Here is a 13822-nt window from a genome sequence, read left to right as displayed (position 1 = left end):
TTCTTCGCCATGGCTTACGCGGCCTTCCTGGGCATGTACCGCGTGCTCAGGGCGTCAAAAAAGCTTTCGCGCAGTTGTGAGATCTCGCGTTTGACTTCGTCGAGGCTGTGCATCTCTTCTCCGCTGAACTGCTGTTTCTCGGCATGCACCTGGCGGCGCAGGTTGACGATTTTGGAGCCGTAGATGCGCAGGGCGCGTTCGAGTTTTTTCTCGCCGAGCAGCAAGAGGGTGCTTTCGGCTTCGGTGAGGTCGCGGAAGACGTCGACCAGTTCCTGGCCGACGCGGCTCATTTCGTCGCGACGGGATTTTGGCCAGTGCTGTCCGTAGCGGGTGAATTCGGTGGCGAGGGCGAGGTATTGCTGGTAGACGTGGTGGACGCGGCCGACGTTGGCGGCGACCTGTTCGAGCAGTTCCCGGCGTTTGCGGATGTCTTCGACGATTTTCTGGTCCAGGGTACGGTGGCGACGCAGGTACCACCAGAAGACCAAGGCGCTGAACAGCATTCCCGCTGCGATTTTGACACCGGCATCGACCATTTCCAGCGTGATCATAGGCTTCCTCGTTGATATTTTGACGGTTATTGGGCCAATAAGGGTGCTGAGCAGGTTTCGTGCCTATTTTTTGTTGGTTTGGTGCCTGGGGCCGCATCGGTGTGGGAGTAGGGGTATCCAGGGTCGCCGTAAATACGTCCTTGTAGGCTAGACGGCGGCATCCATGCCGCCGACTTCCCTGGATACCCCTACTCCCACACCGCTGCTTTCCTAGGTGCCATCCATAAACACGAACCTGGGGTTTCTTTGTAGGGCAGAAGAGCGACAGCGTTATCTGCCAAGTGGGCGACAGCCCACCCATGCCCCCCACGAACAACAAATGGCACAATAAGAACGCTAACGCGTTCCCGGCAGATTACGCCTTAGGCTCTTCTGCCCTACATGTGAATTGGGGATACACGCAAAAAACCTAAAAAAAACAAGGCATTAGTGCTTGACACATATCCGCTGATCAATAGAATACAACGCCGTTGCTCCTCGATAGCTCAGTTGGTAGAGCAGTAGACTGTTAATCTATTGGTCGCAGGTTCGAGTCCTGCTCGAGGAGCCAGTTTTGATACTGGTTGTTTAATCGCTACAATAGGCACCGAACAATCAGGCAGGTTTATTCCTCGATAGCTCAGTTGGTAGAGCAGTAGACTGTTAATCTATTGGTCGCAGGTTCGAGTCCTGCTCGAGGAGCCAAACAAAAAAGGCGAACCCAAGGGTTCGCCTTTTTTATGCTTGGTGGTTTATTTGGTGTTGGATTACGGGCTTCGCCCTAATCCAACACCACGACAAAGGCTACTTAGCCTTCGCCGTCACCACCCTCGCCTTCACTGGCGATCACTTCCAGCAGTTCCACTTCGAAGATCAAGGTAGAACCGGCCGGGATGCTGGGGCTTGGGCTGTTGCTGCCGTAGGCCAGTTCAGACGGGATGTAGAACTTGTATTTGTCGCCTTCGGTCATCAACTGAACGCCTTCGGTCCAGCCTTTGATGACGCCGCTCAGCGGAAATTCGATCGGTTCGCCGCGGTCGACGGAGCTGTCGAAGACGGTGCCGTCGATGAGGGTGCCGTGGTAGTGAACCCGGACGGTGTCCTGAGCGGTGGGTGAGGCGCCGGAGTCGGTCTCGGACAGGACTTCGTACTGCAGGCCGGAGTCGGTGACGGATACTTCGTCGCGCTCGGAATTTTCAGCCAGGAACTCTTGGCCGGCGGCTTTGGTTTCTTCCGCTTTGGCTTGCTGCTGGGCCTGCTGTTCGGCCTGGGCTTGCTGTTGCTGCTGTTGCAGGGTCTGGATGGCGGCGTTGATGCGGTCGTTGCTCAATTCACTTTCTTCACCCGCCATGGCGGCGCGCAGGCCGGCGACGAGGGCGTCGACGTCGAGGTCGAGTCCCTGGGTCTGTTGCTTGAGGTTGGTGGCGAAGCCGTAGCCGATGCCGTAGGAGGCGACCTGCTCGTCGGTTTCCAGCGCGGTATCTTCCGCCAGTGCGTAGCCCGCCATGGTCAGCGCGCACGCGCCGGCCAACAAACCTGTTTTCAATTTTTTCAGTTGCATAGTGTTTTCCCAGTCGCGGCGGCCGATGTGGGGCTATCCCCTCGGGTTGGGCCGCCGAGAATTTCGAGCGGGGAAACCGTGCCCCGCCCATGTCAAGACAGCTTCCGGTGCCTATTCACCAGAGGGCTTGTCCAAGCCCTCTACAACGCTTTACCGAAAGTAGCGCCGCAGTGTAACCCGATGTACAGGCGGGAGACCACCGGGTTTACCGCGAATTGACCGTCATTTCGCCGTCGGTCGGCATGGATGTGAGGCGGGTATCACTGGGTCGGGTTTGGTAGGGGGCGGATGTCGCCTCGGGGGCGCCGGCCCGATTGGCCCAGCGCTCTTCCAGCCAGAGCGGCAGGCTGATGACCAGGTCGTACAGGGCGAGCACCATGTCGGCGAGGTAGCGCACCACGGTGGCGGCCAGGCGCAGAACCAGGCCGATGGCGTTCAGCACGAGCGCCAGGGCGTCGGCCGCGAGGGTGCGTATGGTTTCAAGCCAGCGCTCGAGCGGGACGGCGGTGAACAGCAAGGCGAACGGCAGGATAAAGCCGAGCAACATGCGGGCACCGATGGCGAGCCATTCGTCCAGCATCGGGGCTTCGACGACGACAACCGGGTATTGAATAAGGCCGCTGAGCGGGTCGCTCGCGTTCAGCACGGTTGCGCGCAGGTAGAGCAATCCGCTTTGCGACAGCGCAAGCAGCGTCAGCAGACCCAGCAGACACCAGAACAGGGCCTTGCGGCGAACCGGATCCATGCCGACGAACCCTTCGAAGAAGCGGGTGACCTGCAATACTTCGAGCAGCAGCAGTCCGAAGACGACTTCGAGCGTAATCAGCGCCATCGCCGCGAGGTCGGCGAGAGCCAGGCCGCCGACGGACTGGCCGGGCGTCATGCTTTCGGCCAGGGGTTGGCGTACCAGTTCGAAGTTCAGCCAGGCGATGCCGAACCAGGCGGCCAGTGCCAGGGAGGCGAACAGAAAGTGCGTCAGGGTGGAGACACGCAGCGCCCGTTCGGCGCGCTCGGTGCCGCTCTGGATCTCCCGGTACTGATTCAGGTGCTTGTCGATCTCGTCGGCCTGGGTCAGCAGGCTGCGTATGCCGGTGCCGACCCGCTGCAGGGCGTGGTTGAGCTTGCGCCACTGGGGCATCATGCCGTGCAGTAGCCGGTGGCGCTGGGTCATGCCCTTGCGGTAGTCGGCCAGCGACTGGCGGTGTTGTTTGTGGAGGTTGGTTTCCAGGTCCCGAAGGACGTTGGAGACGACCGGGTTACCGCTCTGGGTTTCGCGCAGACGGACGACCGCTTCGATGGCGTCGAGCCAGTCCGGCGCCGGCGGCGGTGTTTCGGCGGTGCGGTGGTAATCTTCTTCCAGCTTGTTGATGTGGTGGTCGATGTCGTGCTGAAGGTCGGGGAAGCGGGCCAGGTCGCGCTCGACGAAGGCGCGGACACGATGGAATTCCCGGTCCAGCCGCCGTTCCAGCCGGCTTTTACCCAATTCGAACAGGACTTCCCGGTTACGCTCTCGCACCTGATCGGCCATGTTCGTCAGGGCGCGTGCCAGCTGACGCAACAGGGCCATGAACAGCGACGCCAAACGACGCACGAGACGATGCACAGCCGCGCGGGACACGTAGAGCAACAGCCAGGCGGCCAGGGCGAGCAACGCCCAGGACCATGGGGGTAATTCGGCCAGGTTCATTCCGTTTCCACCTACTTCTTCGGGTTGAATCCGGGGCTCCGCCCGGATATTGATCAGGATTTAAACAGGAGAGTGTATCCGAAATCGGATGCCGGATGCGAGTCGCCGGGACCCATGCTCAAGAAAATACGGCCCGGGCCCGATACACTAACCATACACACCCCGATACAGGACACCCCGGTGATACCACGCTTCTCCCCTGCTCTACTCTGGTTCGCCCTGTCGATGCTCGCGCTCGCGGGATGCAGCCAGGATACCGGCGATTCGGACCCGACCGAAGACCAGGGCAGCGCGGAGACCTCCCCCAGCGTCCGCCTCGCCGGCACGGTCGCCACCGGACGACCCGGCGAATGGGCCGAGGTCTGTATCGGCGAAACCTGCAGCCGGGCCGACGCCGAGGGCGAATACCGGCTGAGCGGGGAGTTCGAAACCTCCGCCCTGGTCTCCGCCCGGATCCCGAACCCCGACGGTTCCGAGACCGAACTGACCAGTTTGCACCGGTATGACAGCGGTCAAACGACCTATCTGGTCAACATAAACCCGCTGACCGACGCCGTGCTCGACGCCTTCAGTCACTTCAACCGGGGGGAATCACTGGCGGACTGCCGCGCCGCTTCCGGCTGCGAACAGGCCTTAGTCGATACCTTCACCGGGGAGGTCCAGGCCACGGTCATCACCCAGCTCGCCGACTGGGCGGGCGACGCCTGGGAAACGCCTCGAGAGCCGTTTTCCGACCCCTACCGCGCCGACCCGTCGCTGGACTGGCTCGATAACCTGTTCGACCACCTGCGGTTCGACGTCGATGAGACTGGCCTTGGCATTCTCGACAACGACGGTTTCGAACTGGGCCGCCTGCCGCTCGATACCCTGTTCGACGACACCGTCGAGGTGTTACCGCTGGATGAAGAGCAATTGGCGCGAGCCCTGACGATCGAGCCGGCGGTTCAAAACACCAATGCGATCGAAATTCGTTATGAGGTTACCCCCGGGACAAACGTGACCGTGCCACAAGATGTGACCATCGATGCCTCCGCCAGTTTTTCGCCCGGCGGTGAGTTAACCATCCAGCACGAATGGGTGGCGCCCGATGGCACCGTCACCCGGTACGACTCGGCCAGCGCCACGGCGCCTATCGACGTGGCCGGCGGCCATCACTGGGTGATCCTGGCGACGGACGCCCAGGGTAACAGGCTCACGACCGGCCTGGACATCGACGCCCTGGCCAATGACGTGATCGAGGACCCGGAATTCGGGTCCGAAGGCAGTTGTCAAACGACCAACATGACCGCGAACAGCATGAACATCTGCGAGGAAACACTGGATGGCGGTGCGCTCGGGGTATGCGAACCCACCGTCAGCGGGTCGACCCAGACGCTGAAATCACCGGCGCCCTGCTCGCCGATCGAGCAGCACGGCGGGCGGTTTTTGGGGGTGTGCACCGTGGTGCTGAACGAGATTCGGGTGTTTCATTATGAGAACCCACTGCGGAATACCGGGTTGACGATGGCCGAGTTGCGGGCGTTGAAGGCGGAGCATTGTGTGGATGTGTTTGGGGGGAGTTGGAGTACCGAGCCGTAGGGTTGTGGGGGGTGTGGGGTTGCGGGGGTTGTAGGGCAGAAGAGCCTTAGGCGACATCTGCCGTTGATAGAAAACGGTGCCAATCGAAAGCCCATTGTCACCGTAGATTACCCACGGCAGATATCGCCCAAGGCTCTTCTGCCCTACCGGAGCCTGATGGCTTCAATCAAATCCGTCGCCAACACAATCCGATAACGCTGTGCCAACTGCGCACCCAGCTTCGCATGCCACCAAGCCCCGGTTTTAGCCGCTTCCTCAGCCCCCAACCCCTGTGCCATCAGCCCGGCGATCAACCCAGCCAGGGTATCGCCCATACCCGGTGTGGCCATGGCCGGGTCGCCGGGGTGATTGAAATACAGCCGCCCCTGATGGGCGATCAGGCTGCCGGCGCCTTTGAGGATGACGGTGGTCTGGTACCGCTCGCTCAGTTCCATCGCGGCCTGGCAGCGGTCGCTTTGGATGTCCTTTGTGGACCGGCCGAGCAGGCGGGCGGCTTCGCCGGGGTGCGGGGTGAGCACCCAGTTGTGGACCGGCTTGGGGAATCGCGCCAGCCAGGTGAGACCGTCGGCGTCGAGGACGCCCCGGGCGTCATGATCGTCCAACAGCAATCGCCGATACAGTGCCCCGGCGGTATCGCCCTGCCCCAGGCCCGGGCCGAGGACATGAATGCTGCCATCCGGTACATAGTCCGCCGTCAGTTCGGTGGACATGAGCTCGGGCTGGGCGATCAGGGCACTTTTGGCCTGTTCCGGGCTGGTGTGCCAATAGACCTTGCCGGCACCGGCGGCCAGAGCGGCACGCGCGGCGAGCAGGCCGGCCCCACCCATGCCTTCGGCGCCGGCGAGGACGCGAACACCGCCGAATTGTCCTTTGTGACTGTCCCCGGGACGGGCCGGCCGGTCCAATGCCCGGTCGAGGTATACGGCCTCGCCATCGCTCCAGAAACCGCCCGATGGCCATTCGACGCCGAGTGTCTCCAACACCAGTTCGCCACAGACGGCCGGCCCCTGCCCGGTCAGCAAGCCAGGCTTGTAGGCGATGAAACTGATCGTGCGGTCGGCCTTGAGCAAGGCCAGGTCGGCCTGGCCGGTGGCGGCGTTCAGGCCGGATGGAGCATCGACGGCCAGCACCGGCGCCCGGCGCTCGCGCACCCGGTTCAACAGATCGACCAGGTTGGCCTTGAGCTCACCGACGTGTCCGGTACCGATGAGGGCGTCGATGACCAAATCCGGCGAATCATAGGGCAGATTGGATTCCAGCGTCCCGCCCTGGTCGGCGTATTCCTGCCAGGCGCGGTAGGCATCGGTGTCGGGTTTCGGTTCGCCCGAGGGCGCGATCACCGTCACCGTCACCCCCACGGCCCGCAGACGCGCGGCGGCGATGTAGCCGTCCCCGCCGTTGTTGCCCCGCCCGGCCAACACCCAGACGTATTTCAGGCCCGGCCAGTGGTGGCAGGCCAGTTCCGCCACGGCGCTGCCGGCCCGGGTCATCAGAGGCCAGGTGGAGCCGCCATGGTTGTCGGCCCAGTCACGCTCGACAGATTTGACTCGGTTGACGCTGAGTACCGGTTGCATGGTGTGTTCCTTGGCGGTGAACTTTGTTGATGATTGTAGGGCAGAAGAGCCCCAGGCGATATCTGCCGGGGTTTTAGGTGGCAATGTCATGGCTTCAGGCACCGTATGCTATCAACGGCAGATATCGCTGTTAGCTCTTCTGCCCTACGGGTCCCGGGGTTCGATCGCGGGGTTCGGGTTCCGGGGTTCGGGTTCCGGGGTTCAATCCGACACGATGGATGAGAAATTCCGACCCATCAGGCACAATTTCAACCTAAACCCCTCATCGAGCCATTATGAAACGAGCCCGAGCTCCCGAACAGAAAGCGGCCCGGCGTGAAGCCTTGCTGGCCGCGGCGGCCCATTGCTTCATGACCAATGGTCACCGTTTGCCGTCCGCGGCCGAGGTCGCTCGAGCGGCCGGCGTGGCGAAGGGGACGGTGTATCTGTATTTCTCGACGAAGGAGTCGATGTTCCTGGCGCTGCTCGGGCATCAACTCCGGACGGTACTGGACCGGTTGAATACGCTCGATCAGCACGCCGATCTCGCGGATCAGCTGGCCGATCGCCTGCTGGCCTTTGTCCGGGAGGAACCGAGCTTTCTGCCGTTATCGGCCTTGCTGCAAAGCGTATTGGAGCACAACCTGGACGTCGAGACGTTGCGTACCTTCAAACGGGAGCTTTCTGGTGCCCTGGCTTCGACCGGTGCGCAGTTGGAACAGGCGTTTCAGTTGCCGGCCGGCATGGGCAGTCGTGCGCTGTTGCACAGCTATGCGTCGATGCTGGGGATCTGGCAGTTTGTGCAGTGGCCCGGGGCCTTGGCGGGGGAAGAATCAAACCCGGAGTTCGCGCCCTTGCGGCGGGATTTCGAGGAAGAATTGAAGTGGGTTTTGGTTAGGATTTGGCGTGTTTGAAGGGTTCATTGTTGGATTACGCTCTTCGAGCTAATCCAACAAAGGGGCCACGACACCAAGTCGTCCTGGCGAATATGATGTAGGTCGGATTAGCCCCGAAGGGGCGTAATCCGACAATAAGCCTAAACAGTAAGCTTAAAAGTGCAGCGCGGCGCCGGCAAAGAAGCCGGAGAAGTTCACGTCGGACGCGAAGTCGGAGGTGTCGGCACCCAGGGTGGACTCACCGATGCTCAGGCTGTAGTTCCGGTAGCCCGCTTCAACACCCAGCTTGACCAGGATGTTGGTCGGCATGGGCGCGTACCAGGTGCCCTTGATGTTCCAGTCGGTGACGTTGGTGTCGCCCAGCGGCAGGGTTTTGATCTCGCCACCGAACTTGACGTCCACCGGCAGCGGCGGTGTGACGGAGGCCGACAGGTAGCCCATGGGCACAATGATCGGGGTGCCGTTCACCTGGAAAGGCGCATCGATTTTCTCACCGGTGTTCTGACCTTCGGCTGTGAACCCACCAACCAGAGAGCGGAAGTTCAGACCGAAGTCGAATGAGGCCATCGGCAGCGGAATGCCGTAGGTCAGGCCCAGGTCGAAGTAGCTCATGTCGAATTCGGAAACGACATCTTCGCTGTAGGTAAAGGATTCACCGCCGTAGGACACTTCCTGGTTGACGGTATTGGTCCCGGAACTGACCAAGTTTTGGTACTGCAAGCTGACGTCCGGGAAGATAGGCCAGGAAAATTTGGCCGATGCATAGAGACCGTTTTCGGCTTCTTGAGCCAGACCGACCGGTTCGGACGAGCCGTCGGTTCCGGTCAGGTCGATGGAATCATTGGCCAAGGTACCTTCGTTCAAGCTGTTGAAGCTATACCCGATGGCGCCGTCGATATCGATCAACACCTTGGCGGAGGCTACGGGCGCGGTCATGGCCACGGCAGCGGCTACAATCCAGTACTTCATCGATGTTCCCCTTTTTTCGAATGGTTTTTTATCAATACGTGTCGAGTGTAGCAAAGGCTCAGTCAAACTGAATGCCGATGCGGCGGCCTACCGCTTCATAACTCTCGATCACATTACCCAGATTCTGGCGGAAACGGTCTTTATCCATTTTCTCCAGCGTGTTGGCGTCCCAGAGTCGGCAGCCATCCGGCGAGAATTCGTCACCGAGGACGATCCGGTCCTTGAAACGGCCGAACTCGAGTTTGTAGTCCACCAGTATCAGGTCTCCGCCGGCGAACAGGTTAGTCAAAACGTCATTAACTTGTAGCGTTAATGCTTTCATTTGTGCCACTTCATCCGCCGTCGCCCAACCGAAGGTTTCGATGTGCGAGTCGTTGATCATCGGGTCGTGCAGGGCGTCGTCTTTCAGAAAGAATTCGAACACCGGTGGGTTCAGCTCGGTACCCTCTTCGATGCCCAGGCGGCGGCAGAGGCTGCCGGCGGCCCGGTTGCGCACCACGCATTCGACCGGAATCATCGACAGGTTCCGCACCAGGCTCTCGGTCTTGGATAACTGATCGACGAAATGGGTCGCGATTCCGGCATCCTGCAGCTGTTTCATGACAAAGGCATTGAACTGGTTATTCACCTGGCCCTTGCGCTCCAGCTGCTCGACCTTCTCGCCATCAAAGGCCGAGGTGTCGTTGCGGAATTCGAGCACCAGCAGATCGGGGTCGTCGGTGGTGTAGACGGTTTTCGCCTTGCCGGCGTAGAGCTCGCCTGTTTTGTTCATGGTGTGGCCTCTCGTTTAGGCATGTTGCAATGTAATCCAGTCGCAGCCTTCGTCCTGGGACAGGGTATGGACGCGGGTCCGCTCCACCCCGTCCAGCACCGGCGCGAGCGCGGCCATGGCAAGATCGGGGTGGTTGTTGTGTTCGCTGATGTGGGAAATCATCAGGTGCTGCAGCCGGCCATGGTTGACCTCAGCGAGCAGACGCGCGGCCTGCTGGTTGGACAGATGCCCCCAGTCACCGCCGACCCGGCGTTTCAAGCTGGGCGGATAGGGGCCGTCGGCCAGCATTTGCGGGTCGTGATTGCACTCCAGCAGCAAAGCCTGACACTCGCGATAGGCCTGGGTCACCAGCGGAGTGATGCTGCCCAAATCGGTCAACAGGCCGAGCTGGAAGCCGTTGTGGTGAAACACGAACTGGCTCGGTTCCCGGGCATCGTGCGGCACGGTCACCGGTTCGATGTCGAGGTTGCCGATGGTAAACCGGCGATGAACGTTGATCGGCTCGAACACCGGAACCGGGGACTTGAAGGATCGGGCCGTGCCATGGGTCGTGTGGATGGGCAGATTATAGCGCCGGGCGAGCATGGGCGCGCCCTTGAGGTGATCACTGTGCTCGTGGGTGACCAGAATGGCGCTCAACTGCTCCGCCCGGATGCCGCGTGCGGCGAGGCGCGCTTCCGTCTCTTTCAGGCCGAACCCGCAGTCCACCAGGACCAGGGTTTCGCCGGCCTGTATCAGGGTGGCGTTGCCTTTACTGCCGCTCCCCAGCGAAGTGAAATTCACGACTATTGACCTTGTGACGTCTGGCCCTGTAACAGCTCGTTCCGCAACTGGGTCATCAGACGCTGGTTCTCCTCGGAGCTGAGCACCTGATCGTCCGAATACTCGGCGGAAATACCGGTGACACCGACCTTGGGCACCAGGATCAATTGTACATCCCGGCGTTCCTCGGTGAAAAAGGCTTTCAGCCGACCGAAAAAGCCGCGACCGGCGATGTCCGGGTCGCTCAGCTCCAGGCGGTACTCGCTGCGGTTGCGATCGGCGACCGGCCATTCCAGGCGGGTGACGGCGGCGTCGAGCAATTCCCAGGTCAGGCTGGCGTTGCGGTTCACTTCCAGGCTGATGTTGCCGAAGCTGTCGCTGACGGTTTCGACGGACAGCGAGTCCTGGCGGTCATCGTCAGGCGTCACGTCGGCGACGCGCAACGGCGGGCGCGGCAGGGTCGAGTCGTCCGACGTCACGGTTCGGGCCTGGTCGACCGGGATCGGGTACCAGTCGCCGCCGCTGTGGTCGGCGTCCGGCTGGTACTCGATATTCACCGGACGACCGCCACAGGCCGCCAACAGCAAGGTGCAGGTCAGAAGGGCTAGAAGGGTGCGCACGTCAGACGACACCCGAATCCATCAGCGCCTTGCGGACGATGTCGTGCATCGACTCCGACAGCGGGGTCAGCGGCAGTCGAATGCCTTCGGGAATCAGCCCCATGAGGTTCAGCGCCCATTTCACCGGAATCGGGTTGGCTTCCACGAACAGGTTGGTGTGCAGCGGCATCAACAGGTCGTTCAGGCGGGTGGCCGTCTCCCGGTCGCCCGCAATGGCGGCGGCGCAGAGGCTGGCCATCGCCTTGGGGGAGACATTGGCGGTTACCGAGACGTCGCCATGGCCGCCGAGCAGCATCAGTTCCATCGCGGTGGCGTCGTCGCCGCTGTAGATGGCAAAGCCCTCGGGGGCGTTGTCGATCAGGTAACGGGCGCGTTCCAGGTCGCCGGTGGCGTCCTTGATGCCGATGATGTTGGGTATCTCGGCCAGACGCAGGGTCGTTTCCGGCTGCATGTCGCAGGCGGTACGGCCCGGGACGTTGTACAGAATCTGGGGGATGTCGACGTTTTCGGCGATGTACTTGTAATGCTGGTACAGGCCTTCCTGCGTTGGCTTGTTGTAGTAGGGCGTCACCAGCAGCGCGGCGTCGGCCCCGGCGGCCTTGGCGGCCCGGGTCAGGTGCATGGCTTCGCGGGTGGAGTTACCGCCCGTGCCCGCGATCACCGGAATACGGCCCTTGCATTTGTCCACGGTGAAGCGGATGACCTCTTCATGCTCTTTCATGTCGAGCGTGGACGATTCGCCCGTGGTACCGACCGCGCCAATGGCGGCGGTGCCGTTTTCGATGTGGAATTCGATGAGCTGTTCAAGGTTGTCCCAGGCTACAGAACCGTCTGCATGCATGGGCGTCACCAGGGCAACAATACTGCCAGTGATCATGTAGAAAACGTCTCCCCACTGTCCCGTTTTGGTCAGGTCGTGATATGCGGTGCGCAAGCCATGGTGGCGACAGGTGCGCTCATGGCCGGGTCGGCTGCTGGCAACCCGGGCTGACAGTCCGGTTCGTAACGACCGGGGACCGCGACAGCGACGGGGTTGCACTCGGCGCAATGGTACTGGGGGCCTTGCGACGACACAAGGCGTGAAAGCGGTGCCAGCCCACCTTTTCTGGCACTTTTTCCTAGCGAAAAGGGGATTTTGGACCATACTTGGGGTTTGACTGGCCGGACTTCGCCGGCATTTACGCCGTTGGACCGAGAGGAGATAAGGATATGGCACTGCAACCAGGTCAACCCGTACCCGACTTTGTCGTTCCGGCCACGAGCCACAAGAACGTCCATTTGCGGGCTCTGAAGGGTTATCAGGTTTTACTGTATTTCTACCCCAAGAACCACACCCCCGCCTGCACGATCGAAACCCAGGACTTTGGCGCGAACTATCAGCGCTTCCGCGACCGGAACATCCTGGTGTTCGGTGTCAGCCGGGACACACTGGACAGCCATGAACGCTTCAAACGCGAGCAAAGCCTGCCGTTCGAGCTGATTTCGGACCATAACGAGGCCCTGTGCCGGATATTCGGAGTGTTGCGGGAAAAGGAATTGTTTGGCCGCCGGATATACAGTCTGGTCCGCAGCACCTTCCTGATCGATGAAACGGGTTGCCTCACCAGCGCCTGGCGCGATGTCGATGCCCGCAGCCACGTGCACCGGATTCTGGAAGAGCTGGAGCGGGGTGGGACTCGCAAAACCGGGTAGTTCCCTCTCCCCAACCCCTCTCCCAGGGGGAGAGGGGCTTAAATCACGTCGCCATTATCAGATTACTTGGCGTCCATATCCTTCTCCAGGGCAGGTTTTTGCGGCTCTTCCAGCCTGTTCGGCTCGTCCAGTTCCGGGTGTTTTGGCCAGGCATTGATGATCGCCTTGACGAAGGTGGCCAGCGGAATCGCGAAAAAGACCCCCCAGAACCCCCAGATACCGCCGAACAAGAGCACTGCGATGATGATGGAGACCGGGTTCAGGTTAACCGCCTCGGAAAACAGCAGCGGGACCAGGACGTTGCCGTCCAGGATCTGGATGATCATGTAGGCCAGCAGCACATAGTAGAGCATGTTGGTAAAGCCCCACTGAAAGACCCCGATGAAGAACACGGGAATAGTGACCACGGTGGCCCCGATATACGGGATCAGGACCGAAAGGCCGACCATCACGGCCAGCAATGCCGAATACTCAAGGCCGAACAGCTCGAAGGTGATGAAGGACACACTGCCGACGATCAGTATCTCGATCACCTTGCCGCGAATGTAGTTGGCGATCTGCTGGTTCATCTCCAGGGCGATCTGGTTCATCAGGCTGCGCTGGGTGGGCAATATCGCCTTGACGCTGGCCCAGAGCACGACACGATCCTTGAGCATGAAGAAAACCATCAGGGGGACCACGACCAGATAGACCAGTAACCCCATGACGCTGGGCAGCGTGCTGAGCGAGAAGGTCAACACCCGGGGGATCAGCCCGGACAACTGCTGGCTGATCCCGCGCAAGTCGAGACCGAGCAGCCATTGCTGGGCCAATTCGTTGGAAATCAGCTCCGGGTAGCGGTCGGGCAATGTCTGAATCTGGTCCTGAAACAGCTTGAGCATGTCGGGCAGTTCGGTGACCAGGCTGGTGATCTGACGCAGCAGCGCGGGCACGATGACCAGCATGCCGAGCACGAGAACCCCGAAAAAGGCCAGGCACACCAAAGTGACCGACAGAATGTGCGGCACTTTAAGGTTGTTCAGCTTGTCGACAAACGGCGACAGCAAATAGGCTAGAATGATGGCCGTGAACACGGGCGCCAGCACCTGACCCAGGCCATAGACCAGCAGAATGAAGAGCACGAGCAGGAAGAAGAAGATGACGGCTTCTTCATCGGAAAAATAGCGGTAGAAAAAGCCCTGTATAACGCGATACAGCTTCAA

Annotated in this window: 13 protein-coding genes and 2 tRNA genes; 5 read left to right on the top strand and 10 right to left on the bottom strand. The window is 60.9% G+C overall.

Annotated elements, in window-relative coordinates; translation table 11 throughout:
- Positions 1-14: 14 nt before the first annotated feature.
- On the bottom strand, positions 15-551 hold the full coding sequence (locus IE111_RS16255) for an energy transducer TonB (protein WP_189610647.1): 537 nt from the start codon (positions 549-551) through the stop codon (positions 15-17).
- Positions 552-1025: 474 nt separating this feature from the next.
- Here IE111_RS16255 and IE111_RS16250 point away from each other — a divergent pair.
- Together IE111_RS16250 and IE111_RS16245 are read left to right on the top strand one after the other, a co-directional pair.
- Positions 1026-1101: transfer RNA gene (locus tag IE111_RS16250), tRNA-Asn, on the top strand.
- Between the two features lie 58 nt (positions 1102-1159).
- Positions 1160-1235: transfer RNA gene (locus IE111_RS16245), tRNA-Asn, on the top strand.
- A gap of 103 nt (positions 1236-1338) precedes the next feature.
- Here the strand turns inward: IE111_RS16245 and bamJ are convergent.
- The gene (gene bamJ, locus IE111_RS16240; RefSeq protein ID WP_189610644.1) at positions 1339-2091 is read right to left on the bottom strand and encodes a BamJ family beta-barrel-assembly machinery protein; all 753 of its coding nucleotides are present in this window, start codon (positions 2089-2091) and stop codon (positions 1339-1341) included.
- 205 nt (positions 2092-2296) lie between these two features.
- A complete protein-coding gene (locus IE111_RS16235; protein WP_189610643.1) occupies positions 2297-3778 on the bottom strand; it encodes a hypothetical protein in 1482 nt (493 codons plus the stop codon).
- 180 nt (positions 3779-3958) lie between these two features.
- Between IE111_RS16235 and IE111_RS16230 the strand changes: the two genes are divergently transcribed.
- Complete coding sequence (locus IE111_RS16230) at positions 3959-5356, top strand: hypothetical protein (protein ID WP_189610641.1); 1398 nt, start codon at positions 3959-3961, stop codon at positions 5354-5356.
- Between the two features lie 143 nt (positions 5357-5499).
- On the opposite strand, the gene IE111_RS16225 is transcribed toward IE111_RS16230, so the two are convergent.
- Positions 5500-6930, bottom strand: coding sequence for an NAD(P)H-hydrate dehydratase (locus IE111_RS16225; RefSeq protein ID WP_189610639.1), 1431 nt, complete (start codon positions 6928-6930; stop codon positions 5500-5502).
- Positions 6931-7205: 275 nt separating this feature from the next.
- Between IE111_RS16225 and IE111_RS16220 the strand changes: the two genes are divergently transcribed.
- Positions 7206-7823, top strand: coding sequence for a TetR/AcrR family transcriptional regulator (locus IE111_RS16220; protein ID WP_189610636.1), 618 nt, complete (start codon positions 7206-7208; stop codon positions 7821-7823).
- Between the two features lie 135 nt (positions 7824-7958).
- On the opposite strand, the gene IE111_RS16215 is transcribed toward IE111_RS16220, so the two are convergent.
- From IE111_RS16215 to dapA, 5 genes are read right to left on the bottom strand one after another with little or no spacing between them, the layout of a single operon-like run.
- Entirely contained in the window at positions 7959-8774 is an 816-nt protein-coding gene (locus tag IE111_RS16215; protein ID WP_189610634.1) for a TIGR04219 family outer membrane beta-barrel protein, read from the bottom strand.
- Positions 8775-8832: 58 nt separating this feature from the next.
- Positions 8833-9546 (bottom strand): phosphoribosylaminoimidazolesuccinocarboxamide synthase, encoded by a 714-nt coding sequence (gene purC / locus IE111_RS16210; RefSeq protein WP_189610632.1) that lies wholly within the window; start codon positions 9544-9546, stop codon positions 8833-8835.
- A gap of 15 nt (positions 9547-9561) precedes the next feature.
- Positions 9562-10329, bottom strand: coding sequence for an MBL fold metallo-hydrolase (locus IE111_RS16205; protein ID WP_229805395.1), 768 nt, complete (start codon positions 10327-10329; stop codon positions 9562-9564).
- A gap of 2 nt (positions 10330-10331) precedes the next feature.
- Positions 10332-10928: a hypothetical protein gene (locus tag IE111_RS24540; RefSeq protein WP_229805394.1), complete on the bottom strand. Its 597-nt coding sequence runs from the start codon at positions 10926-10928 to the stop codon at positions 10332-10334.
- 1 nt (position 10929) lies between these two features.
- On the bottom strand, positions 10930-11805 hold the full coding sequence (gene dapA / locus IE111_RS16200) for a 4-hydroxy-tetrahydrodipicolinate synthase (protein ID WP_189610628.1): 876 nt from the start codon (positions 11803-11805) through the stop codon (positions 10930-10932).
- A gap of 332 nt (positions 11806-12137) precedes the next feature.
- Between dapA and IE111_RS16195 the strand changes: the two genes are divergently transcribed.
- Positions 12138-12620 (top strand): peroxiredoxin, encoded by a 483-nt coding sequence (locus IE111_RS16195; protein WP_189610626.1) that lies wholly within the window; start codon positions 12138-12140, stop codon positions 12618-12620.
- A gap of 62 nt (positions 12621-12682) precedes the next feature.
- Here IE111_RS16195 and IE111_RS16190 read toward each other — a convergent pair whose 3' ends face one another.
- On the bottom strand, positions 12683-13822 hold the full coding sequence (locus IE111_RS16190) for an AI-2E family transporter (RefSeq protein WP_308427549.1): 1140 nt from the start codon (positions 13820-13822) through the stop codon (positions 12683-12685).

It is taken from the genome of Saccharospirillum salsuginis (assembly GCF_014651855.1).
GTDB classification, from domain to species: Bacteria; Pseudomonadota; Gammaproteobacteria; order Pseudomonadales; family Natronospirillaceae; genus Saccharospirillum; species Saccharospirillum salsuginis.
The sequence above is the reverse complement of the archived record's forward strand: the minus strand, read 5'-3'. Positions and strand labels throughout refer to the sequence as shown.

Coding starts and splice junctions, on each gene's coding strand:
- IE111_RS16215 (WP_189610634.1), bottom strand. CDS start 8,774: ATGAAGTACTGGATTGTAGCCGCTGCCGTGGCCATGACCGCGCCCGTA.
- purC (WP_189610632.1), bottom strand. CDS start 9,546: ATGAACAAAACAGGCGAGCTCTACGCCGGCAAGGCGAAAACCGTCTAC.
- IE111_RS16225 (WP_189610639.1), bottom strand. CDS start 6,930: ATGCAACCGGTACTCAGCGTCAACCGAGTCAAATCTGTCGAGCGTGAC.
- bamJ (WP_189610644.1), bottom strand. CDS start 2,091: ATGCAACTGAAAAAATTGAAAACAGGTTTGTTGGCCGGCGCGTGCGCG.
- IE111_RS16255 (WP_189610647.1), bottom strand. CDS start 551: ATGATCACGCTGGAAATGGTCGATGCCGGTGTCAAAATCGCAGCGGGA.
- dapA (WP_189610628.1), bottom strand. CDS start 11,805: ATGATCACTGGCAGTATTGTTGCCCTGGTGACGCCCATGCATGCAGAC.
- IE111_RS16195 (WP_189610626.1), top strand. CDS start 12,138: ATGGCACTGCAACCAGGTCAACCCGTACCCGACTTTGTCGTTCCGGCC.
- IE111_RS16220 (WP_189610636.1), top strand. CDS start 7,206: ATGAAACGAGCCCGAGCTCCCGAACAGAAAGCGGCCCGGCGTGAAGCC.
- IE111_RS16235 (WP_189610643.1), bottom strand. CDS start 3,778: ATGAACCTGGCCGAATTACCCCCATGGTCCTGGGCGTTGCTCGCCCTG.